This is a genomic window from Desulfovibrio sp. OH1186_COT-070 (assembly GCF_003860215.1).
Classification (GTDB): domain Bacteria; phylum Desulfobacterota; class Desulfovibrionia; order Desulfovibrionales; family Desulfovibrionaceae; genus Desulfovibrio.
Window position 1 is genome coordinate 1 of record NZ_RQYH01000037.1, and the last position, 23,446, is coordinate 23,446.

Annotated in this window: 18 protein-coding genes and 1 CRISPR repeat array; of the genes, 8 read left to right on the forward strand and 10 right to left on the reverse strand. The window is 57.9% G+C overall.

What is annotated here, in order from left to right; all coding sequences use genetic code 11:
- Positions 1-613 precede the first annotated feature (613 nt).
- From cas2 to EII23_RS12950, 9 genes are all read right to left on the reverse strand, one after another.
- Positions 614-904 (reverse strand): CRISPR-associated endonuclease Cas2, encoded by a 291-nt coding sequence (gene cas2 / locus EII23_RS10195; RefSeq protein ID WP_124793267.1) that lies wholly within the window; start codon positions 902-904, stop codon positions 614-616.
- A gap of 4 nt (positions 905-908) precedes the next feature.
- Positions 909-1,928 (reverse strand): type I-C CRISPR-associated endonuclease Cas1c, encoded by a 1,020-nt coding sequence (gene cas1c, locus EII23_RS10200; RefSeq protein WP_124793268.1) that lies wholly within the window; start codon positions 1,926-1,928, stop codon positions 909-911.
- Positions 1,925-2,554 (reverse strand): CRISPR-associated protein Cas4, encoded by a 630-nt coding sequence (gene cas4 / locus EII23_RS10205; protein WP_124793269.1) that lies wholly within the window; start codon positions 2,552-2,554, stop codon positions 1,925-1,927. The genes cas1c and cas4 overlap by 4 nt, the downstream gene beginning before the upstream one ends.
- Before the next feature lie 126 nt (positions 2,555-2,680).
- Positions 2,681-3,568 carry a type I-C CRISPR-associated protein Cas7/Csd2 gene (gene cas7c, locus EII23_RS10210; RefSeq protein WP_124793270.1) on the reverse strand — a complete coding sequence of 296 codons (888 nt, stop codon included), beginning with the start codon at positions 3,566-3,568 and terminating at the stop codon, positions 2,681-2,683.
- A 16-nt stretch (positions 3,569-3,584) separates the two neighbouring features.
- A complete protein-coding gene (cas8c, locus tag EII23_RS10215) occupies positions 3,585-5,339 on the reverse strand; it encodes a type I-C CRISPR-associated protein Cas8c/Csd1 (RefSeq protein WP_124793271.1) in 1,755 nt (584 codons plus the stop codon).
- Positions 5,336-5,998, reverse strand: a complete 663-nt coding sequence (cas5c, locus tag EII23_RS10220; protein ID WP_124793272.1) for a type I-C CRISPR-associated protein Cas5c — start codon at positions 5,996-5,998, stop codon at positions 5,336-5,338. The genes cas8c and cas5c overlap by 4 nt, the downstream gene beginning before the upstream one ends.
- Positions 5,999-6,363: 365 nt before the next feature.
- Complete coding sequence (gene cas3, locus EII23_RS10225; protein WP_124793273.1) at positions 6,364-8,721, reverse strand: CRISPR-associated helicase Cas3'; 2,358 nt, start codon at positions 8,719-8,721, stop codon at positions 6,364-6,366.
- Complete coding sequence (locus EII23_RS10230) at positions 8,718-9,023, reverse strand: hypothetical protein (protein ID WP_124793274.1); 306 nt, start codon at positions 9,021-9,023, stop codon at positions 8,718-8,720. Before EII23_RS10230 ends, cas3 begins: the two co-directional genes overlap by 4 nt.
- Before the next feature lie 573 nt (positions 9,024-9,596).
- Positions 9,597-10,010: a lysozyme inhibitor LprI family protein gene (locus EII23_RS12950; protein WP_185702361.1), complete on the reverse strand. Its 414-nt coding sequence runs from the start codon at positions 10,008-10,010 to the stop codon at positions 9,597-9,599.
- Between the two features lie 216 nt (positions 10,011-10,226).
- Here EII23_RS12950 and EII23_RS10240 point away from each other — a divergent pair, with 216 nt between their 5' ends.
- On the forward strand, positions 10,227-11,477 hold the full coding sequence (locus tag EII23_RS10240; RefSeq protein WP_124793276.1) for an exonuclease SbcCD subunit D C-terminal domain-containing protein: 1,251 nt from the start codon (positions 10,227-10,229) through the stop codon (positions 11,475-11,477).
- Entirely contained in the window at positions 11,474-14,722 is a 3,249-nt protein-coding gene (locus EII23_RS10245) for an AAA family ATPase (RefSeq protein WP_124793277.1), read from the forward strand. Before EII23_RS10240 ends, EII23_RS10245 begins: the two co-directional genes overlap by 4 nt.
- A gap of 61 nt (positions 14,723-14,783) precedes the next feature.
- Here EII23_RS10245 and aroQ read toward each other — a convergent pair whose 3' ends face one another.
- Complete coding sequence (gene aroQ / locus EII23_RS10250; RefSeq protein ID WP_124793278.1) at positions 14,784-15,230, reverse strand: type II 3-dehydroquinate dehydratase; 447 nt, start codon at positions 15,228-15,230, stop codon at positions 14,784-14,786.
- Between the two features lie 130 nt (positions 15,231-15,360).
- Between aroQ and cas6 the strand changes: the two genes are divergently transcribed.
- The 6 genes from cas6 to EII23_RS10280 all read left to right on the forward strand — a co-directional run bounded on the left by cas6 (position 15,361) and on the right by EII23_RS10280 (position 22,573).
- The gene (cas6, locus tag EII23_RS10255) at positions 15,361-16,365 is read left to right on the forward strand and encodes a CRISPR system precrRNA processing endoribonuclease RAMP protein Cas6 (RefSeq protein WP_124793279.1); all 1,005 of its coding nucleotides are present in this window, start codon (positions 15,361-15,363) and stop codon (positions 16,363-16,365) included.
- 162 nt (positions 16,366-16,527) lie between these two features.
- Positions 16,528-18,930, forward strand: coding sequence for a type III-A CRISPR-associated protein Cas10/Csm1 (gene cas10 / locus EII23_RS10260; protein WP_185702362.1), 2,403 nt, complete (start codon positions 16,528-16,530; stop codon positions 18,928-18,930).
- Positions 18,931-18,939: 9 nt separating this feature from the next.
- The gene (gene csm2 / locus EII23_RS10265) at positions 18,940-19,311 is read left to right on the forward strand and encodes a type III-A CRISPR-associated protein Csm2 (protein WP_124793281.1); all 372 of its coding nucleotides are present in this window, start codon (positions 18,940-18,942) and stop codon (positions 19,309-19,311) included.
- Between the two features lie 31 nt (positions 19,312-19,342).
- On the forward strand, positions 19,343-20,032 hold the full coding sequence (gene csm3, locus EII23_RS10270) for a type III-A CRISPR-associated RAMP protein Csm3 (RefSeq protein WP_185702363.1): 690 nt from the start codon (positions 19,343-19,345) through the stop codon (positions 20,030-20,032).
- 11 nt (positions 20,033-20,043) lie between these two features.
- Complete coding sequence (gene csm4 / locus EII23_RS10275) at positions 20,044-21,003, forward strand: type III-A CRISPR-associated RAMP protein Csm4 (protein WP_124793283.1); 960 nt, start codon at positions 20,044-20,046, stop codon at positions 21,001-21,003.
- 1 nt (position 21,004) lies between these two features.
- Complete coding sequence (locus tag EII23_RS10280; RefSeq protein WP_124793284.1) at positions 21,005-22,573, forward strand: RAMP superfamily CRISPR-associated protein; 1,569 nt, start codon at positions 21,005-21,007, stop codon at positions 22,571-22,573.
- 231 nt (positions 22,574-22,804) lie between these two features.
- Positions 22,805-23,355: a CRISPR direct-repeat array (repeat unit 36 nt; unit sequence AAATCAAATAGACCTGATACAAAAAGGGATTAAGAC).
- Positions 23,356-23,446 lie beyond the last annotated feature (91 nt).

Here is a 23,446-nt window from a genome sequence, read left to right on the forward strand (position 1 = left end):
GCTTGAACGAAGTGAAAGCCAGCGTCATTTAGGCGCTGGCCGGTAATATGCCCTTATAGGGCTTGAGCAAACCACCCGCTATGCGGGTGGTTTTGATTTTGGCTGGCTTGCACGACACTTCAGATGAAATGCACCCCAAACCGCACATACGCCAGGCCCCGGCTGTGCCGGGGCCTGGCGTGAACCGCTCCCCCACGCTCCCGTGAGGGAGCGACTCCGGAAAAATTCCCTGCCCACCAGCGGCTCGACAGTTTCAATCCACGCTCCCGTGAGGGAGCGACAGTGTCTGATGTAGACTTGTATATTGCCAAATGAGTTTCAATCCACGCTCCCGTGAGGGAGCGACGGCAGCCCTGGTGTCTGTCATTGTTGCCATATGCGTTTCAATCCACGCTCCCGTGAGGGAGCGACTGTTATCTCTGTTTTCTTTTTGATAACGCAGTGTTGCATACTGGTTTTCGAGAATACGCCGTTCCAGCGCCTACAATCACACTCGCATCTCCTCAACATCAAAATTGTATGAATGCAATCAAAGAGATACAACCTTCGGGCACCTACCGGGGAAAACACGTGTGCTTGAGGTGCCCGCAAGCCATATCTGACCAAGGCATTGTCACAGAATAAGCGGCCCTTCTGGATCATAGGCTGCCTTGGCCCCAAGATGTTCCACCCGTTTTTTCCAGTTTGCTCCCAGATAGTAAAAACGCAGACTGTCTTTTTGTTCATCCATGCAGGCTGTCAGTTTCGCACGCAATGCAGTCCACTGGGCCGGATCCACCAGGCATTCAAATACCGAAAACTGCACACGTTGCCCCCAGCTCTCGCAATGCCTGGCAATTTGGCGCAACCGCTTTCTGCCTGCGGGATCTTGCGTGTTTACGTCATAGCTGATCAAGACCATCATGGCGTCACCGTATGACAAAGGGCGGATAGGCTTCCAATTCGCCCCGCACGTGCCGGGCAAGCAAGCGGCCTTGAGTGTACAGCACAAGCCCTATGGGCATGCGCTCCCGCAAAAATGGATGCTCCACCTCCTCCCGCTTGCGCTCCTGCCAAGCCACAATCACATCCTTACGGGTAGGCTCATCCATCACTACCGCTCCTGACTCCGTTTTCCTGAAGCCTTTTGGTTTGACCTGACCCCGGTTGACAAGGGTGCAGGCAAGCCTGTCGGCCAGATAAGGCCGAAATTCTTCCATCATGTCCAGAGCCAGACTTGGCCGCCCCGGCCGGTCACGGTGCAGGAAACCCACTGCCGGATCCAGACCGCATGTTTCCAGAGAACTGCAAATATCGTGGGCAAGCAACGTATACAAAAATGAGAGCAGGCAGTTGACCGCATCAAGGGGAGGGCGTCTGTTGCGTCCTGAAAACCGGAATGCCGGGTCAGCATTGGTTATGAGCAGAGGGAATGCACTGAAATAGGCGTGAGCGGCTTCGCCTTCAATGCCCCGCACCACATCAAGCGGCAAGCCTGCTTGCAGCCGCGCCATACCGGAGGCCAGGCGGGCGCAGGCGGCGTCAAGTTCGGGATGCGGCCGCTCGCGAGCCGTGCGCAAGAGAACAGTGCGGCAGTTGGCTATTTTCCCTATGGCAAGGGAACGCGCGATATTGGCCGCAGCTTCGGGGTTGTCGGCCATGCGGTATTGCTCGCGCCGCAGGAGGACGTTGCCGTGTGTCGGGCCGTGCATGGAGGCGAGAAAACGACCGTTTTCCGTCAGCCAGGAAACAGTAACCCTGTTTTCCGCACAGTGCCCGAGCAAAAAAGGACTGCACGAAATCTGACCAAAAAGAACAAGCCCGCCCAAGGTATGCAAGGGGATTTTCCCCTTGAGGGTTCCGCCCTGATGCACGGCAACACATTCTCCGTCCTTGGCGAGATAGCTTTCCTGCGTTGTGATATAGAGCGTATTGAGATACTGCTTCACGCCGACTCCCGCAAGGATTCAACATAGCGTAACGCGAATTTGCGCTTGCCCGTGCTCTTGGGCAGGCACTCCGCAAAAAGAGAGCAGGCAGCGCAACGATCATCGTCAACCGGCGGCGGTGTTGCCCGCAGGCGCAGCAATTCATGCACGGCCAGAGCCGCTTTGCAGACTTCATCACGCAATTCTTCAGAAAACAGCACTGTCTGCCTGCGTCGGGTTTTTCCGTAAAAGAGCGCTCCTTCCGGAATCGTGACCCTGAGCATCTCCTCCAGGCACATGCCCTGCGCGCACAACTGTACCCGATCCGCATTGTGCTTTTTGGGGCGACCCCGTTTGTATTCCACCGGATAGGGCGACCATGCGCCTTCGTGCCTATAAAATTCCACCATATCCGCCTTGCCGCTCAATCCGAGATGCGCTGAACGCAGCAAAAGGCCGGTGACGGTTTTCACGTTGCCGCGCGTCTCGGCCATGCCGCTGTCCGCCCTCTCGTGCAGCAACTGCCCTTCGGCGGTGTACGCATTTTCCGTCCAGATATCCTCCAGATGGATCAGCGCACACTGCCGGGGGCAGTAGAGGTAGTGCTGCAAGGCCGAAAGAGGGATAAAGTCGGCTTCGGAATACATGCCTGTCTCCCTGTCTGGAAAATTTGCGATTCAGGCGACGTTCCAGGCGCGTCCCGGCACAGCATCGCCTGCACGGCCAGCGGCCACACTGGGCCGCCAGCCCCTTTTTGCAGCTATGAACATTTTTTACAGTTTTTCCTCCAAGCTTACACCGGCAGGCATATTCTGCCTGTCCACTGTTATCGTATAGTCGGTGAATTCGCGGGGAGGTTGGCTGGCATCGCCCGCCCGCTGGACACTGATGCGTTCAAAAAGCGTGTGGGCCGGAGCATTGCCCAACGCTTCCGCATGCGTAAAGACAAAAAGTTTGCGGGCAGCCATTTCTCCCCTGCTTGCCGAACGGTCATGCTCGAACAGATTGCATAGCGCATCCCAGAACAGGTTCAGATCTTTCTGGGAAAACCCGGTTCGTTGCGCCAAAGGAGCAGAAACAAAGCCGTGAACGCGGTAAAGGGCATAGGGAATGATGAATTTGTTGCCCATGGTGCGGTTGTCGCCTTTTTGCGCATCGGCTTCTTTTTCCGTAGTCACGGCCATGCGGGTAATGCTGACTTCACGCGGGACTACCGGATGGCAACTTTTGGCAAAAGCAATCTGTACCGGGCCGCGAACCTGCCCGCAATTGGTGCCGGTACTCATGACCGCGCCGAACGTGCGCACATCGTAAAAGTTTTTGCACATCCAGGTTCGCGCCAAATCCACATCCCCGGCCTTTATCTTGTCTTTGGCCGGATCAAGACTCAGGGCCTTGTAGGCAAGATCGTGCTGCTGATTCAAAATAGCTTTTTCTTTCACATAGATATGATATGCCGCACCATCAGACTCTTGAACTTTGGGCGGGTTCAGATCCACAAAGTTGCGCACCTTGCGTTTGAGGCAAACGTCGGTGACGATGCCGTATCCGGTTTCCGGATCAACGCGGGGCATATTGCCGGCATCCGGGTCGCCGTTGGGATTGCCGTTTTCCACGTCAAAAAACAGGACGAAATCATGGCGGTTCTGAATGGCGTTCATGGCAGGCTCCTTCCGGTTATTGCTGTTGTGTGGCGGGCACGGGCGTGGTGTCATCACTGTCCTCGGGCGTGGCGGCCCGTGCTGCCCGCTGGTGATAATAGCCCAGCGCGAAAAGTCCCTGATCCTGCAGGTCGAGGTGGGCGGGAAACTCGTTGTCGATACGCTCCAGCACATCCCGGATCAACATGTCATAGCCGCTTGCCTTGGCCTTGCCGATATGGTTTTGGGCGTTGCGCAAAAGCAGTGGAAAAACCATGGCCGGGGTGGCCGAGGCCGAGCCATAATATCTGGCGCGGATGTCGGCGTTGATGCCGGAGCCGATGGCCTTGCGCTGCAAGCCCCAAAGCAGGGCAAAAAGCCGCCCGAGATGATAGGCCGGGCGCGGATGTTCGGTATTCAGGGACATAAGATCCTCCTGATGAGCATAATTTCTGACAAGCATGGCCTTGATCAGTCCGGCATGCACGGAACTGACAACATTGACGGCCCGCATGCGTTGCAGGCACAGAGGCAAAAAATAGGCAGGGCAAGCGCGACCGGACAGGATACTCCCGATCAACTCGTCGCCAACCCGCTGAATGTCTTCCACTTCCTTGTGCTCCCCCAGCACGGCCCGCGCAATCTGCCATACCGAAGGAAAATCCGGATCGTCATCAAAGCGCCGTTCTATGGCGAGATCGCGATACCAGCTTCTGACATGTTCCAGAAACTCCCCGGCTGTCCCCTGCAGAAAAAAATTCACAGACAGCCGCGCGGCATTGGGTTTCAGGGCCAGCACATACATGTGCACTCCGGGGTCAAGCTCCGGCCATGCCTCCGTCACGGGCAGACCTTTTCCCAAACGGCGCAGCACGGCGGCCCGCTCCTGCGCTGATGCGGTATCCGGCCCGCTCGCCTGGTCTGCATTCCAGGCCCCCAAAAAAGCCAGAAGATTGCTTTCCAGAGGCGTATCGCGCTCGGCCCAGCAGACAACACTGGCCGCTCCAAGGCGCAAACGCTGCGCCGGACGGTTCAGCAGGTAGCTGAGTGCCGTGGTGTAACCGAAGGCAGCGGATTTGCCCACCGGGGCGTTGAAGTTCTGTTTTTTACCAAAAGACGTGAAGGAGTCCTGATTGTACGCGCTGAGCGCGGCTCCACTCGACTTCGCCCCGGCTACGCCCTTGATAAGAGGATGCAGATCCGCGATGACGGTCCGCTCCCCTGTCACCAGGCAAATGCCCGTGACAGTGTTTTCGGCATGCCGCAGTTTGGTGAGCCAGACCGACCGCAGGGCGGGGATGTCGTGCAGATAGCGGTGCCCGACACGAAAAACCAGATTGGTTGCAGCCATTTCTTCCCATTTTTCCTCTATGCGCGGATCATGCGCAGGCGGGCTACGCAAAAAGCGCAGCAGGGAAAAAGTCTCCGGAACCTCCACAGATTCCAGCAACTCTTCATGGAGGCGGCAAAAAGACTCCCGGCACCGGGCAGTACGCTCCGGATTGTCCTTGACGCTGCGACCAAGCACATAGTCGGGCCCGTCCCAGAGAAAATTCGGCTCTATGCCCGATGTCCGGGCTTTGCCGAGAGAAGGCACGACCATTCTGCGTGGCAGGAGCTTGTTCCCCCTGGACGCAGGTTCGCGCAAGTCAAGCACGTCCAGCAGGCTCCCCTGTTCGTCAAGTTGCAGGGCAAACCCCACTGCCTGCGGGGCAAAACCTTCAGGTGCAATATCCGGATCATTTCGCTCGGACAGGCGCTGGTAATAACTGTACAGGGCCTGAAGAATCATCGGCGCACCTCCGGGGAGTCAGGGGCGGGAACGCGCATGACTCCCTTCTCCAACTTGGCCCGGAAGAACATGGGCGCGTAGCCGTTGCGGTAGTCGAGGTCATAGAGCATCCAGCCGAGATCCCGGTTACCCTCGGGGCTGTCGGCAAGAGGCGATGCCGGAATGTGCTCCGCAGGAGCCACAAAGGCGGGAAACTCCCGGCACCCCAGGTAGGGCCGATGGTACACCTGCCCCTTGCGCAGACGGCGGGTAAAAATATCCAGATACTTGCCGGGAGAGTCGCCAGGCCCGGCCCTGTCCGTGAGAACAAAGTGCGCCTCCACATAGTACTCCACATCCGCAAGCACCAGAGAGGCCCGCTGCTGCCTGTCACTTTCAATGAACGTTGCCAGAGAGCCGCCCTTTTTCATGACATCATGAATGCTCCTGACAGGGATTTTTCCGCCCAGTTCGTTACGGCGGATGTTCGTGAAGCGCACCGGCTTCATGACATGCACGGCGTCCACCTGCCAGGCTATGGCGGGCTTCCACGCAATGGCTTCCAGAATCCCCCGCACGGCGGACGGAGTTGGAATACTTCCGGACATTCTCTCCCCCTTGAGAGCCTGACGGGTAAAGCACGCGTAATCACCGAATATCTTCAGACGCACCCCATACATTGCCCCCCTCCTGACAGCATTCTGGCAGCATTCTGGCAGCATCCGTTTCCCACCCGCACCGCACGAAGCCTCCCTCACGCGGCACGCGCCCCTTCAATATTTTTTGAACCATAAAAAACAACGCAAAACACAAACACTGTTTCTATCCACGCTCGAATCTCAAGCGACCAAGCCGTGCCGCAAGACACAGCAAGAAAAACCGTCAATTCTCTCCTCTTGCCTTTGGGAATTTTTTTTCACACAACCCACTTGCTGTCAATAATGAAATATATCTATAAAAAAATAACATTCAAAAACATACACTAAAAATGATATGCCGAACGAACATGCCCTTTGGAGGACACTTCTTGCGTTGTGGCCTTTTCCTACAAAATCAGACCTTCCACCGTGCGAAAGGTGGGATCACGCACACTCAGCCCCAGAGCGGGCATGCGCGGGTCAGCGTCCTGCCCTTCCAGACCGTCATACAGATCCGTGTTGACCAGCACACGGTGCGCGCCGGAAAAACCCACGGCTGCCACGCTTTTTCCCAAAAGGGGCAAAATTCTCTCCGGAACGCCCACACTCCATTGCTGCAGACTCCGGTACAGGGAGCGGTCTGCTCTGCCCGCGCGCAAGGCATCCAGAGCCTCGCACGCTTCAGTGTTATAGGGGATAAGCAGAGGCGTTTCACGATTTTCGATAAAACGGAAATCCCTCTCCACACTGCGGAAGGGAAACAATCCTCGAGGCGCGTGCTCCTGCACCTGCCGCAGAATGCCGGGGGCATCCAACCCTTCTGCTCCGGCCGTGGAATGCAGTTCCTCAAAATACCGTTTCACGGCCTCGGGAGAAAGCAGCGGCAAACCTTCGCGCAGCACGGCCTCCGTTGCTCCTCTGCGGCGGTCCATCTCGCCGCGCAAGGGGTCGGGAAGGCTGAAAACATAAACATGCCCTTTGTCCCGTCGCCCCTCACGATTGCAGCGCCCGGCAGCCTGGGCAATGGAGTCCACTCCCGCAATGGCGCGGCAGACAACAGGGAAATCCAGATCAACCCCGGCTTCTACCAGCGAGGTTGACACCACCAGCAGGGGCGGGGCGTCCGGGGCATGCAGCATGGCCCGTATACGCCCCAGCACGGCCCTGCGGTGGGCCGGGCACATCCAGGTGCTCAGGTGAAACAGCGTCATCCCTTCCGGTGCAATGCTCCGGAGCAGCTGGCAGAGGTCACGGGCCTGCGCCCGCGTGTTGACGATGCACAGGGCGCGCTCGTGCCCGCAAAGGTGCTGCGCCAACGCGGGCATATCCAGCGCGCCGAGGTGCTCTGTCAGCACCCGCTCCAGAGAACGAAACAGCGCGGGCGGGTCAGGCATGATTTCCCGCACGTTTTCAAGACCATCCCTGTTCCAGGGGGTGGTGCCCACAACGGGCTGGGTGGCGGTGCACAGCACAACAGAGGCCTTGTACACCTCACTCAACTCCCGAATGGCCGCAAGGCAGGGGCGAAAAAGGGGCGTGGGCAGCGTCTGGGCCTCGTCAAGCACAATAACGCTTCCGGCAATATTGTGGAGCTTGCGGCAACGGGATGCGCGGGCTCCGAATAGGGATTCGAAAAATTGCACGGCTGTTGTGACAATGAGCGGAGCATCCCAGTTATCAAAGGCCAGGGTATGGATGCCTTCCCTCTGGTCGGCTTCTTCCGCCGTTTTCGCGATTTTTTCTTCTGCACCGGAATGATGCTCAACAACAGCATGGGCGAGTTCCGCACCCAATGCCTCGCGAAAAACATCGGCAGTCTGCTCAATGATGCTCGTATAGGGGATGACATAAATGATGCGGCGCAGGGAATGCCTGGCTGCATGCTTCAAGGCAAAGGCAAGAGAAGACAGGGTTTTTCCACCACCTGTGGGCACGGTGAGGGAAAACAGGCCCTGATCCCGCAGGGCCGCCTCGCGGCAGGCCGCCAATACCGCTGCCCGCTGCCGACTGACATTGCCCGGTGCGGCCCCGGCGGCCTTTTGTGCCATGAAGCGGTCAAAAGCCTTGTGCAGTACGGCAAGAGCAGGGTATCCCCCACGTCGGGAAGCTTTTTCCGGAGCCATGGCAGCTTCTGTATCCAGAAAATCCGCATCCACAAGGCAGGAGTACAGCATACGCGTCCAGAAGCACAGGCTGAAGGACATATCCTCGATGCTCTTCCGGGGAAAGTCGGGAAAGGGGGGAGCATTCCGGGGCAAAGTGATTTCCTGCTCCCAGGCAGAATAGTCCGGAACAGCGTCCCTTGCGCGCAATCGCGCGCTCAGGCTTGCCCCGCCCGTTTCTCCGGCAACACCGTCTGCAAGCCCTGTGTGGTGGCCGGAAATGACGTGCGCAAGGATATTGGAGAATATGCCGGCAGACCTCTGCTCCAGAAAACGGATCCCCTCAAGAGCACCGGCAAGGGAGTGGTCAACCCGTCTTCCTCCGCGCAATCGCTCCTGAAAAGCCAAAGAATACTTGCCGAGATCGTGCAGCAGGCCGCACAAAAAAGCCCACTGCCCGCCGCCAAAAACAAGAGCAAAATTTTCAGCGGCATGTGCTGTGGTCATGAGATGCTCGCGCAGGAGGTGCCATTTTTCGGGCGGGCACCCCTCAATGCTGTGCGCAAAAAACACTATGGCTTCCTCTCTGCCCGTTTTGCCTGCTGCACTCTGGGTGTGCGCGTGGAGGCGGGGACGCCCGCCTCCACTGTTTTTTGCTGTCATGCCTTTTTCAGGTTATCCACAATATGCTTCAGAGCGGTTGCCTGACGCGCCATGTCCGCAACAATCTTTGACGCTTCCCGCATGCTTGCGGAGGTTGCCACGGCAATGGCCTTGATATTCTGGACAGAATTGTTGATCTGTTCTGTACTGGCAGACTGCTCCTCGCTCGCCGTGGCAATGGAACTGACCTGCATGACGGTTTCGTCCGCCAGATGCAGAATTTCCGACAACACTTCTCCGGACTTGGAGGCAAAGTTCGTTGCTGCCTCAATATCCACCACTGTCAGATCCACCTGTTGCATATTTTTGTTGACGCTTTCCTGGATTTCCGCGAATGGCGTTCCCTACTTCCGTGGTGGAATGCATGGTTTTTTCGAGGCATTCACCTTTATGATGATTTTTCAAAAAATTTGTTTTGAATTTCATATAGTTGAAGCACGGATTTCATCGAAAGCGTGAAACTCTCCCTTCCGGTCAAGGCAAAGCGCCCTGTGCAGGCACAGGGTATTGCACGAAGCGGCCTACGAAGGCACTGCCTTTTTGCACACAATTCTTATCGCCCCCACCGGGCGAAGCTGTAGGCAATGAGATGACGCTTTTTGCCCCATTTCGGCCTTTCTGCCTCCCGCTGCAAAAAGCGCGGCACTTTGGGGGGGATATGCAAAGCAGCACGACAGTGGTATCAGACAGGCAGACTTTGAGGACGCGAACCCGCCACTGTGCCTCTCCTGACCGGAATGAGCGCAAAGCCGTAGCGGGGAATTTCGCCTTCACGGCAATGTATTGAAGGCCGGGCATGCGGGAGCGCAACCCCCTTGCCCATACTGTCAGCCCCGCCTTGCCGGACCCGACAGTATGGGCAGGGATCACACGATTTATCTTTCCGGATCCAGAAGCTGCGCCTGCTTTTTTGTTTCTCTGGCCAGAAAACCGGCGGCCCACTGACGCCTGAGGCTGCCGCCGCCGTCCATTTCTGCAATGGCTGAAGACATGGCATCCCGGTATTGGATCCAGTGCCGCTGGGCTGTACGCACATGGGTGCGGCAGACTTCGGGGTCCGGACCGGATTCGCAGTTGGCCAGCACTGCGGAATAGTTGGTGTTGAGCAGCTTGTCCCAATATTTATGGGCAGCGCCAAAGCATTGAATGACGCTGGCCGTATCTTCTGCTTTTTCCAGGCAGGTGTCAGATCCGGGCGCAAGCTCCTCTTCGGCCCATGCCTGTCCGGCCACTGCCGGATGCAGAAGCAGGCTCAGGCAGAGAACTGCTCTGATCATGGTGTTTTGCATATTTGTTCCTTGCGTTACAGGTTTGGTCATGCTCCACGGCAGAAAAATGTTTCCGGACAACCCGGCCCAAACTTTTCGTCCCAAACAGCATGGCCCAAACGAGCCGGAATGACAACACATGCCCGCCACCGGCAAAGGCAGGGCAGCACATGCCGAGCGCGCGGCACGGCGCAAAGGCAAAAACAGGCCGCGAAAAAATCCGGCTACAGGGAGCCCATGAAAATTCTCCACACATCGGACTGGCATCTCGGGCGCGCCCTTCTGGGGCAGAAGCGGCATGCGGAGTTTGAGGCCTTTCTGGACTGGCTGACGGCAACTGTGTGCAACGAACGCGTTGATGTGCTGCTGGTGACCGGAGACATTTTTGATTCCGGCACGCCGGGCAACCGTGATCAGCAGATGTATTTCACGTTTCTGGCCCGCATGACGGCAACGTGCTGCCGCCATGTGGTCGTGGTTGCGGGCAATCACGATTCCCCTTCCTTTCTTGCCGCGCCCGGAGATTTGCTCAGGTCACTGTCCATCCATGTGACGGGCAGCGCGGGCAGCCCGGAGGACGAGGTGCTTGTGCTGCGCAATACGCGCAATGCGCCCGAACTGATCGTCTGCGCCGTGCCCTACCTGCGCGACAGGGATATCCGTACTGTCGAGGCCGGGGAAAGCGTTGACGACAAGGAGCGCAAGCTGGTTCAGGGCATACGCGCCCACTATGAGCGGGTGGCGGCCCTGGCTGTGCGGCGGCGCGAAGAACTGGCTGCGGAAGCGGGCGGCAGGCTGCCCATCGTGGGCACAGGTCACCTTTTTGCCGCTGGCGGCAAAACCGTTGAGGGTGACGGCGTGCGCGAACTCTATGTGGGGAGCCTGCTGCATGTGTCCGCCAGCATTTTTCCCAAATCTTTCGACTATCTGGCCCTGGGGCATCTGCACCTGCCGCAGACTGTGGGCGGGCACGAACACATCAGATACAGCGGTTCTCCCCTGCCCATGGGCTTTGGCGAGGCCGGGCAGCAAAAGAGCGTCTGTCTGGTGGAAGTTGCGCACGACACCCCGGTGCGCGTCAGACTGCTCCCTGTGCCTGTTTTCCGGCACCTTGAACGCATCAGGGGTGACTGGGAGCACATTGCCCGCCGCATCGGCGAACTGAAAGAAGCCGGCTCTCCGGTCTGGCTCGAAATCGTCTATACGGGGCATGCCGTCATGGGCGACCTGGGCCGTCAGGTGGATGCCGCCGTGAGCGGCAGTAATCTGCGCGTCTGCCGGACAGACAACCTGAACGCCCGCCAGGCTGCCCTGCACAGCGTCCATCCCGGAGAAACCCTTGACGATCTGAGCGTCACCGATGTGTTCCGGCGCTGCCTCCGCGCCCACAACGTGCCGAAAGAACAGCATGCGGAACTGCTGCGAACCTACGGCGAGGCTCTCGCGGCACTGGACGATCCGCAGCCGCATAGCGGAGACAGGGTATGAAAATACTGCATATACGCTTTCAGAACCTGAATTCTCTGGTCGGCGAATGGCACATTGACTTCACCCATCCCGCCTTTGTCGCGGACGGCATTTTTGCCATTACCGGCCCCACCGGCGCAGGCAAAACAACCGTTCTCGACGCCATATGTCTGGCCCTTTTCGGGCGCACGCCCCGCCTGTCCAGAATCAGCCGGGCAGAAAACGAAATCATGTCCCGCGGAACCGGCGAATGCTTTGCCGAAGTGGTTTTTGAAACACAGAAAGGGCGCTGGCGCTGCCACTGGAGCCAGCGCCGGGCCCGCAAAAAGGCGGACGGGGAACTTCAGGCCCCGAAGCACGAAATTTCCGATGCCGTGTCGGGTGCGGTTTTTGAATCGGGCATCAGGGGGGTGGCGGAGCAGGTTGAAGACGCTACAGGCATGAATTTTGACCGCTTCACCCGCTCCATGCTGCTGGCGCAAGGGGCGTTTGCGGCCTTTCTTCAGGCCGGGGCCGGAGAGCGTTCGCCCATACTGGAGCAGATCACAGGCACGGAAATCTACAGCGCCATCTCCGTCAAGGTGCACGAGCTCCGTGCGCAGGAACAGGAAAAACTGAAGGAGTGCGAAGCCGCTCTGGGCGGAGTGCGCGTCCTGAGTCGGGAAGAAGAGCAGGAACACATGCTGGACATGGCGCGCAAGGAGCAGGAAGCCGCGGCATGCGAGGCAGAGAGCCTCCATATCCGGAAGCTTGTGGACTGGCGCGTCGGAATCCGCGATCTGGCAAAGGATATGGCAGCCCTCACCGGGCAGGAAGCTGCTCTGGAAAAAGAATTTCTCCTCTTTGCGCCGGAACGGCAACGGCTTGCCCACGCTGTCCGGGCTGCGGCTCTGGACGGCAGCTATGAGGCGCTGGCAGCCGTGCGTCAGGAGCAGAAAAAAGAAGAAAATGCCCTGGTCGCGGTACGCCACAGCCTGCCGGAGCAGGAATTGCTGCTGCAGGAAGAGGCGGGGCGGGCGGAGGATGCCGCGCGGGCAAGCCTGCTCCGCAGGCAGGAGCGGGACGCCGCAGCCCCTGTGTGGCGGCAGGCGCGGGCCATTGACCAGAAAATCGCCGCGAGCGCCAAAGATCTTGATGCGTTGCGGGGAGATTGTCGCTTGGACGGGCGCGCTATTGCCGCTGACAGACGGGAGAGAGCCAAAACGCGGAAAAGCTTGAACGCCGCGCTGCACAAGCGCGGGCAGATTGCCGCATACCTTGCGGAACATGCCGCCGACCAATGGCTGGTGGGCGGTTTGGCTGGTGTGGAAGAACAACTGAAAGAACTGGCCGCCGCACGGGCGGAGCTTGCCCGCAAGGAGGCCGAGAGGCGCAAGGCCGCCGCGGACGTGCAGCAGGCCGCAGCCGCTCTGGCCGACATCGGGCGCAAAGCCCTTGACTGCGGACAAAAAGCGCAGGCTGCGGAGGAAAATCTGGCCCGGGAAAGGGCTGCGCTGGAGGCTGTGCTCCGGCAGCGTTCCGTACAGGAATACCGCAACGAAAAGGACGTCCTGCTGCGCCAGTTGGCAGCTTTCAGAAATGTCGCGGCTCTGGCCGGGCACAGGGCCAGGCTGGAAGACGGTAAACCCTGCCCCTTGTGCGGCGCGGAGCAACACCCCTATGCACAGGGCAATGTGCCCTCGCCCGATGCCGCAGAGCAGAAAATAGAAGCCTTGAGCAGCCTGATTCGCAGGGCGGAAGAGCTTGAAGGCCTTGCAGCGCTGCGGGAAAAGGAGCGGGACGAAGCCCGAAAGGCCCGGGAAAGAGCGGAAAGACGGCAGGAGTCCGCACGACAGGACGCGGCCCACGCCGAAAAGATGCTCGCGCTCCTTACGGAAAATCTGTCCGGCCTTCAGAACGCGCTTGCCCTGCGGCAGCAGTCCGTGGCGGAAAAATTGCGCCCCCTTGGCCTTGAGACCCTGCCAGCGGACATTGCACGTTTGTCGGCGGAACTGGCGCGGCGTCTTGAAGCATGGCAGACCGGCACAGGACGCAAGGATGCGGTGGAGCAGCAGATCGCCGGCCTGGAAAGCGAGGACAAACGGCTGACCGCCGTTCTGGAAAACCGGTTTTCCGCCCTGAAAAAAAAGTGCGCGCGCCTGCGCACCGGCAAGGAGGAGCTTGCGGGCTTCCGTGCCCAACGCGCCCTTCTCTGCGGGGCAAAAGACCCTGATGCCGAGGAGCGGCGCTTGCAGGAGGCTGTGGACGCGGCGGACAGGGCGGAAAAACAGGCCCGCGCCGCCCATGCCGAACGCGAAAAAACCGTGCATGCCGTCACAAGCCGGGTCAGCGCCCTGCAGGAAAGCATGGCCCTGCGGGCGCGGGAACTGGAGCGGCTGCAGGCGGCCTTTGTTACGGCCCTTACCGGGGCGGAATTTGCGGAGGAAAAAGATTTTCTGGAAGCCCGCCTGCCCCTGGACGCGCGGCACAAGCTGGAAGAAACGGCACGCAGCCTGGACGCGCGTGCCTTGGCCCTGCGCGCCAGAAAAGAAGATCGTCTCCAGCGCCTGCGCGTAGAGGAAGAAAAAAAACTGACAGAAGACAGCCTGGAAGATCTGGAAGCGCGGCATGCCGCAAACAGGGAAAAGCTGAACGCCTTGACCGCCGCTGTTGCCGCTGTAAAGCTCAGATTGGAGGAAAACACGGCGGCGCGCGCGGCGCGCGCGGAAAAGCTGGCGGCAGTGGATGCCCAGAAAAAGGAATGCGCTCGCTGGAACAGGCTGCACGAACTTGTGGGTTCGGCCGACGGCAAGAAGTACTGCAATTTTGTGCAGGGGCTGACGTTCGCATGGATGATTGCCCACGCCAACGAGCAGTTGCGCGAGCTTACCGACCGCTACATCCTGCTCCACCACCCCACCCTGCCGCTGGAACTTGAGATCATGGACAATTATCAGGGCGGGGAAGTGCGCTCCACCAAAAACCTTTCGGGCGGCGAGAGCTTTGTGGTCAGCCTTGCCCTGGCTCTGGGGCTCTGCCGCATGGCAGGCAACAACGTGCGGGTGGATTCGCTTTTTCTGGACGAAGGCTTCGGCACGCTGGACGAAGACGCTCTGGACACGGCCCTGCAAACGCTTGCCGGGCTGCGGCAGGACGGCAAGGTCATTGGCGTCATTTCACACGTCCCCGCCCTGACGGAGCAAATACCCACGCAGATCCGGATTATGCCGCAAAGCGGCGGGCGCAGCCGCATCTTTGGGCCGGGCTGCTCGGGTTCGGGCCAATGACACCTCGCCGGGGCTTGCGCTTCTTCACAATGCGAAAAAACAGCGGCGGTTCCGGCGAGGTTCAGGCACAGCTGTTCCGGGCCAGACCGTGGGCAGCGCGCAGGCCCAGCAGATAGCTCTGCACGCCGAAACCGCAGATGCTGCCCGCGCAGACAGGGGCCAGCAGGGACGTGCGCCGAAAATCCTCCCGCGCATGAATGTTGGACAGATGCACTTCCACCACAGGCACATGCAGAAGTTCCAGGGCATCGGCCAGAGCATGGCTGTCGTGGGTCCAGGCTCCGGCATTGATGACCACCGCGGCCACATCCTCGTCCAGAACGCGGTGGATGCGCTCCACCATTTCGCCCTCGTGGTTGGTCTGAAAGGGCTCCACGTCAACGCCCAATTCATGCCCCAGTTCCGCCAGGCTGCGGTCAATGTCCGCCAGACTCTCCGTGCCGTAGTGCGCAGGGTTGCGCCTGCCGAGCATATTCAGATTGACGCCGTGCAAAACAAGAATGCGCATGCGGGCCTCGCGGGTTGGATGTTTGCATGTTGCGCAACATGCGATTTTTGCCTTCCGGCAGCGCCGCTGTCAATCCGCAGGGATCCGGAACCATGGTTCTTTTTTTTGCATGCGGCCTTCTTGAAAACATATGGCTGCATGGGGTATTCTGCACACGCCTTCCTGCCTCATACTGCATTGTTCGGGCGGTATTCTGATGAAGTATGCCTCGGTCAAATTCGTGTGTCAGATGCAGACTGCGGGAAATTTTCCTGCGTATGCGGGCTCCATGCTGCGGGGGATGCTGGGGAGCAGCCTGCGGCGTGCCGTATGCATGACGCAGAAAGCCGAATGCTCCCAGTGCATGCTCTCCGCCACCTGTGTTTTTCCACGCCTGTTTGTGGCAGCCGCCACGCCCGCAGGTGACGGCATGGCTCCCATGACGCCACCGCCCTTCTGCATTGAACCTCCACGGGACAAAAAATGCCGATATCTCCCCGGTGAGAGGTTTGCATTTACCCTCAAACTGTTTTCGTTTGCCGTGGAATATCTCCCTTACTTTGTCCACGCGTTCTCTCTGGCCGGGCAGCGTGGCAGAGTTCGTGATGTGGAAGGCAGGCAAGGGCAGTTTCATGTTGTCGATGTACTCCAGAATGATATTTCCGTGTATGATGCGCAGGCGGAGCGCCTGCATGCGCTTTCCCCGGAAAGTCTGGACTTTCCTGCCCTGCGGCCAACAGCAGAAAACGGTTTTTTTGATCTGTTTTTACTGACCCCGTTGCGTTTCAAACAAAAAAATCATCTGGCCGCAGCATTGCCTTTTTCGCAGTTGCTGCATCTGATCCTTCGCCGCAGCAAGGGGTTGTCCGCTCTGGAAAAAACGATTTTTCACCTGCCCGGAGAGGAATTTTCTTTCATGAAGCGCGCGGCTGAGTGCATACACATTGCGGAAAATTTTTTGACATGGCAGGACTGGACACGCTATTCAGGTAGGCAAAATACGGTGATGAAACTGGGAGGTTTGGTCGGGCGGATACGCTATGCCGGGCCTGTTTCCGTTTTTTCGGAATATCTGGATTTTGCGTGCCGGGTTCATATCGGCAAGCAGACCAGCTTCGGGCTGGGGCATCTGGCGGTGCAGCACGGGATGCCATAATCCCCGCATGGCTTTTGCCGCACTGTTTTGCGGGTTGCGGGTCCGCACCACGCTGCTCCCGAACAGCGCAAAAACAGGATGATTGTGCGTGAAGGGCTGGTGCATTTCCAGCCGACTGTCGGCATGGATCCGGGAAAAACGGTTCAGATCAAGGAGGGCTGCATGAAAAAGGATCTTGCCGTGTTTGCGGCACTGCTGCATGACGTGGGCAAATTGGCCCAACGTGCCGGGGCACCGACCAGTCAGGGCATGGATCAGGAATATTGCCCTCACGGCAGTACCCATCGCCATGTCCTGTATACAGATTATTTTATCGAGCATGTGCTGCCTCTGCCACCAGAGATGGAAGCCTTGCGCGGGAAGCTGGCACGCATGGCCGCTGCGCACCACCGGCCAGATGCGGACTCACGGGAAGAAAGAATGCTGCACTTGGCAGACTGCCTTTCCTCCGGCGGGGATCGTATGGAAGGTGTTGCCGGGGGCGACTACAAGTCCGCGCGCCTGGAGTCTGTTTTCAGTTCCGTACGGCTGGACGGCAGCACCCCGGAGTCTGGGGAAAAAACGCGGCGCTACAGGCTGAGTGCTCTGGATGCCGCAGATTGCCCCATCTTTCCTCTTTCTGCAGAACAAACGGGCAGCAAAAACTCCTATGCAAAACTCCATGAAGATTTTTGTGCGGCCCTTGAGGCCATTCCGTTGCGTATGGGGAGCCGGCATTATCTGCACTCGCTGGTCACAGTGCTGGAACGCTTTACCTGGTGCGTTCCTTCATCCACATACGGAACTCGTGCCGATATTTCATTGTTTGACCACTCTGTGACCACTGCGGCAATCACCCAGGCCCTGCTTGCCTGCCCTGCAAATGAAGAGCGTTTTTTGCTCTTTGGCGCGGACATTTCCGGCATCCAGAAATTCATTTTCGGTGTTGGGGGGCAGGCAGACAAGGGGGCGGGCAAATTGTTGCGCGCACGTTCATTTTTGTTGCAGGCCCTTACCCGTTCGGTATGGCTGATATTGCTCGAGCGCCTCCAGCTTTCCGCCGTTGCAAAGATCATGGATGCAGGTGGGCGCTTTATTCTGCTTCTGCCGGATACGGAGCCGGTGCATCGCACCCTGGACACACTTGAAGATGAAGTGCAGCACTGGTTGCTGGAGGACTTTCAGGGACGGGTTGTTATGAACTTTGCCCGTCTGCCTCTGCGGCCTGATGATCTGAAGAGGGAGCGCTTTGTCGGCTGCTTCGAACGCTTTCATGATGCTCTGGAGCAAGCGAAGCTGCATCCTTTCCGGACTCTGTTCCGGGATCGTGTTTCTCCGGTGCTTCCTGTGAACCATGAGGAATATCGCAAGCTTGGAGAGTGCGCTCTCTGTCATGCCTGCCCGGCGTCCGGGCCGGAGAAGGGCGATGAGAATGTGGCGGCTTGTCCACAATGTCGGCATCTGGTCAGGATAGGACGCCAACTGCCCGAAGCGCGCTTCCTGGTGTTTGACCGTTGCTCCGGCGGCCTGCCTCTTTTTGGGGGTCTTTGTGTGCGGCTGGAAAAAGAGAGACCGCAGTCCGGTGACGCCCTGGATATTGTTTCCATGCGCGACCGCACGGCTTTTTCCGCAGTACCGGTGGCCGGATTTGTGCCTGTGGTGAGCCGGGCAGACCTGTCGCGCTGGCAGAAAGAAGGGCGACTGAGGGAGGAGGAAGGCATGCCCGTTCTGGCCGGAGAGCCTTGCCGCGAAGGCACGCCCAAAACATTTGCCGTCCTGGCAGAGGAGGCCCGCATCGCGCCATGCACAGAGGGAGAGACATGGCGGTCCGTTGCCTGCCTTGCGGCCTGCAAGGCGGATGTGGACAATCTTGGGCTGCTGTTCGGCGCGGGCTTCGGCGTAGGGGAGGAAAGCCGTTTTTCCCTGTCGCGTTTCGCCATGCTGGCTCGCATGCTGAACCATTTTTTCGCCTCACACCTCATGCACGTCATTGAAAGGGATTTTCCGGATATCTATGTGGTCTTTGCCGGCGGGGACGATCTTTTTGTACTGGGGCCATGGGCCGAGACCGTGCGTTTTGCTGCCCGCCTGCAAGAGGATTTCAGCGCCTTTTCCGGCAACAATCCGGCGATAACGCTGTCTGCCGGGCTGGCCGTCGTCAGGCCGCGCCTGCCTGTGCGCACAATACGCGAAGAAGCGGAAAAAGCTCTGGAGAAATCCAAGGCCATGCCCGAAAAAAATGCCGCGACACTCTTTGGCGTTTCCGCCTCCTGGCCCGAGTTTCACTCCCAGTTGAAGCGCGGTGACTGGCTGGAAGAACTGTGCCTGAAAGGCCATGTGACACAAGGCTTTGTACGCCGCCTGCTGGGATATGCCCGTGACTGCCGCGACTTTGCGAATGGCCAGATACGCAAGGGACTCTACCTTTCGCATCTGGCCTATGACATGGCGCGCAACTGTGATGAAAAAAAGATTGACCCCGAAGATATGAAAAAACTGAAAGCCCTGGGGCAGGACAAGGAGAATTTTCCTCGTGCCGAGTTGAGCATCAGCTGGGCTTTGTATCGTACCCGTATTTCCGGATAGGAGGACAACATGGTGGAGTATTACAAAAATGAAAATCTTGACCCCGCCTGGGTGGATGAAAAGGCACGAGAGGCTGCAGAATCGTTTTCTCAGGGCCGCAACGCGATCAAATCTTCCCAGATCCGCAAATTTTATGGGGACGTCAAGACGCTGGAACGCCAATGGTTGGCCGGAGGGGGCGATGACCTTGCCTTCGCCCGCATAGCGCCTGTCTTCAAACTGCTCAAGGCAAAATCATTCTACGCACATGAGCGCAGGGTTGTGCCCCCGGAGTTTCGCAACTGGTTGTGGCAGCATGTGGACAGCGTTAATGACGCCAGGGGCTTCAAGGCTTTTCTGCTGCACTTCGAGGCAGTCGTCGGCTTCAGCTACCGCGCCTGAATACGGACAGACAGGACAAGGAGACAAAATCATGATGCTTTGCTCCATTCGCACCATTACGGGAAAAATCCGCCTGCGTTCCGGCCTGCATATCGGGGCGGGCAAAGACACTGTGGAAATTGGCGGGCTTGACCAGCCTGTGGTCAAGGATCCCTTGAGCAATGCCCCGTATATCCCCGGCTCCTCGCTCAAGGGCAAAATGCGCTCCCTGCTGGAAACCGCTGTGTTCATGGGCAGAAATGAAGAAACGCGCAACGCTGTGCTGAAGGGTAGGCCCTGCGACTGCGGGCACCGCTCCTGCCCGGTGTGCGCTCTTTTTGGCGCGCACAAGGCACCGATGCAGTGCGATGCCGACCTCGGCCCCACGCGCATGCTGGTGCGCGATGCCTATCTCTCCCGTGAAGATGATGAGCTGTTCAAAAACGGCAACCTGCCCATGGAGATCAAAAGCGAAAACTCCATCCACCGGGTCACGGGCGTGGCAGAAAACCCCCGGCCTCTGGAGCGTGTGCCCGCCGGTATCTGCTTTGACCTGAACATTGCCCTCAAAGTTTACGAAGGGGATGATCCCTCGCTGGAGAACTGGATTTTCAAGGGCCTGAAACTTGTGGAACTGGATGCCTTGGGCGGGTGCTCCTCGCGCGGTTGCGGGCAGGTGGTTTTCGAGGACCTTGCCATCGACGGCAAGAGTGTGGATCTGGCCGCCATCACAGCTTTTTAGCCGGAGGTCCCATGAGTCTCCACCGATATATCCTGCGCCCGCTCTCTCCCTGGGGAACGCCGCTGCGCAGCGATACGCTGTACGGTCTTGTGCTCTGGCGCATTGCCGAGCAGGAGGGCGATGCGGCCTGCCGTGACGTTATTGCGGCATTTCGCGCGGGCACGCCTCCCTTTATCCTGTCTTCCGCCATGCCGGCAGAAACGATTTTTGCACCCCGCCTGCCCCCAGCGCCGCGCGCTCTCTTTCGCCAGTGGGTTGAAGAGGGGGCTTTCAGGGACGCTACGGGCAATACGCTGCCTCTAGCTGTAGCCCTGCGGGCATACAAGAAATTTCGCAAAAGGGCATACCTGCCCACAAAACTCTGGACGGAGCATGCTGGCGCGCTTTCTATCCGCAGCATATTTGCCTGGCACTGCATGCAACCGGAGGATGGCGACGGCGCGCCTTTGTCTGTCCCGGGCGTGGAACCGCATGTGACTGTCAGCAGAAGCGGGGGCGGCGCTCTGGAAGGAGGTCTGTTCTTCAGCAACTTTGTGTGGTTTGCCACTGATGCTGCCTTGCACCTGTATGCACGCACCAACGATCCGGAGCGTTTGCTGGCACTGTTGCGCCTGGTGGGGGACATGGGTTTTGGCAAGGATGCCGCAGTTGGCAAGGGGCGCTTTGCGGTGGACAGGGACGACCTCCCTGCAGTGGAATGTACAGGGGAAAGCGCATTGCTGCTTTCTGTCTGCGCCGCGCCGGACATGGCCGGAACGAGCGGCTGGTACACTGTGGAGATCAAACGCGGCAAGCTCGGCCCCGGGCCATTCAGCCCTTTCAAAAGCCCGGTTCTGCTGTTGCAGGAAGGCAGTGTGCTGCGCACCTTGCCGCAAGGACCATATGTGCTGGAAAATATCCACTCCAACCCGGCCATTGTCCAGATAACACATCCGCTGACCCTGCCCTGCAGCATACGCGAGGAGGGATAACATGACCCATCCCCACACGCCCCCCCAAAAAGATGCCGCGGGCGTCAACGCCTCCCTCCGGCCCCGTTGCTGGACAGCCAACGGTTTTCTGCCTTTCCGGCTGGAGGTGCTCACTCCCGTGTTCGTCGGTTCCGGCGAAGACCTTTCTCCTCTGGAATACGTCATCCGCGAGGAGAATGGCGAATATGCGCTGCACATGGTGGATTCCGCCGCATGGTTGCTAGCTGTGCAAAAGCCCGATGTGAACACAGCCCTGTGCGATGGCGATATGCTGCTCTTGCGCCGTTTGATGGCGGAATACCTGAATGAAAAACTGTATTCGCTGGCGCGCCTGCCCATTGCCTCACCGGTATTGGCAAAAGAGCTTCAGCAGCGTATCCGTAATGTCAACAGTCGCAGCAAGGCTGAAATCATGCCCTTTGCGCGCAATCCTGTGACCAGTACGGCCATTCTGCCAGGTTCCTCCCTCAAGGGAGCCATCAGTACCCCGATTGTGGACTACCTGAACAAAGCCAGTGCGGAAAAACTGCGCAGGGAGAATTACCGGGAGCTTATGGAAAAGTTCTTTGGCCCTATCAGCAACCATGCCATGCAAGCCCTCAAGGTGGCGGACATCGCCATCCCCCATGAGGGCACACGCATTTACGCTGCAAGAGAAATGAGCCTGAAGCCGGAGAAAACCGCAACCCCCAAAACTCCCTGTGAAGCCCTTACTCCTTCTGTTCCTCCTGTTGCAGGGGGGCTACCATTGTACGGCAATTTGCGCCTGGATTGCCGCAGCAGCAGCCCGGCAGTGGAACTGCCCGGACAATCTTTGCTGCTTTGGAACCACATAGCGAAATTGTGCAATGCCTTTTATCGTGAGCGGTTTCGTAGTGAGTGGGAGAAATTTTACAGTCTTGGGCATTTTTCCGCAGTGCGCAAAGCTCTGGCTCCGGTACGGGAGCGCATTGAAAACCTGGGCGCACAGGAGGTCCTGCTGCGGGTGGGTCGGTATTCGCATGTGGAAAGTGTCACCATCACCAACAACAAGCCGCAGTGCCGTATGGGCTTCGGCACAACACGCACACTGGCGGACGGGCTGCTGCCGTTTGGCTGGGTCATTGTGCACATGTGTCGAAAAAAGGAATACATTGAAGGAGTTGCCAGTGTGGAACAAAATATCATCACCACACGGCAGGAACGGCTGCAAGCCCGTGCCGGACATGAAGCTGCCCTGCGCGCAGAGATGGAGCAGCAGCGCCAAAAAGCCGCCGCGATTTCCGCAGCGCAAGAGCAGAGAGAGGCTGAAGAACGCCAGCGCGCGCAGGAGGCTGCCCAACGCGAGGCAGAATTGTCTTCTCTTTCGCCGATGGAGCGGACCATCGCGGAACTCGCCTTTCCCGAGGCAACAGAAATACAAAGCAGCGCGCTTTTTGGAAAGCTTGATGGCATGACGCCCGAGCTTCAGATCCAGGCGGCGGAGGCATTGAAAGCATACTGGAGCCGTATTGGCAAATGGCAGGGAAAGCAATTGTCCCCCAAGCAAACTAAAAAAGTGAAAAAAATCAAGGAAATTCTTGGGGAGTAGACATTTGTGCGCGACCTTCCTGCGGGCTTCTTGTGAACGATGCTATCATGCTGATTGTATTGATATTTGCAACGGATGCGCCGAAAAAGGTCGCGCAGACAATTTTTTCTGTTTTTTCCGTACGTTGGGGAAAAATATGTCCGATTATCCTGTAAAACGGTCCACACAAGGGAAAACCTCGCGAAACAGTGCGCCAAAAGCTACGCCCGCTACCGCCGGAGGAGGTGCGGGAAATCAAATAGACCTGATACAAAAAGGGATTAAGACGTTGCGCGTGTGGATGCCGTGTGATTGTGGGCTGGTAACAAATCAAATAGACCTGATACAAAAAGGGATTAAGACCCGGAACGCGTTGCCATTCAAAATACGGGTATAAAGAAATCAAATAGACCTGATACAAAAAGGGATTAAGACGATACTCCCTGAAGCTACACTCACTGATCTGATCAACAAATCAAATAGACCTGATACAAAAAGGGATTAAGACTCCTTGATTTTTCTACCAAGGCTCACCCGAACCAAAAAATCAAATAGACCTGATACAAAAAGGGATTAAGACTATCAGCACACCACCATGATGCAGTCTCTGGATAAGGTAATCAAATAGACCTGATACAAAAAGGGATTAAGACGACTGCATGGTGCAGAGATACAGATGCTTCAGATAGGCAAAATCAAATAGACCTGATACAAAAAGGGATTAAGACGATACCAGCGTACGTCATTACGATTGCACCAATTCGCGGAAATCAAATAGACCTGATACAAAAAGGGATTAGGCAGTGTAGTCACGAAATTGTCTAAATTTTCATTTTGTGGCACAGTTCGCTTGTCTTCAACCGTAAGCGAGGAACATATGCCCACAGCAGCCCA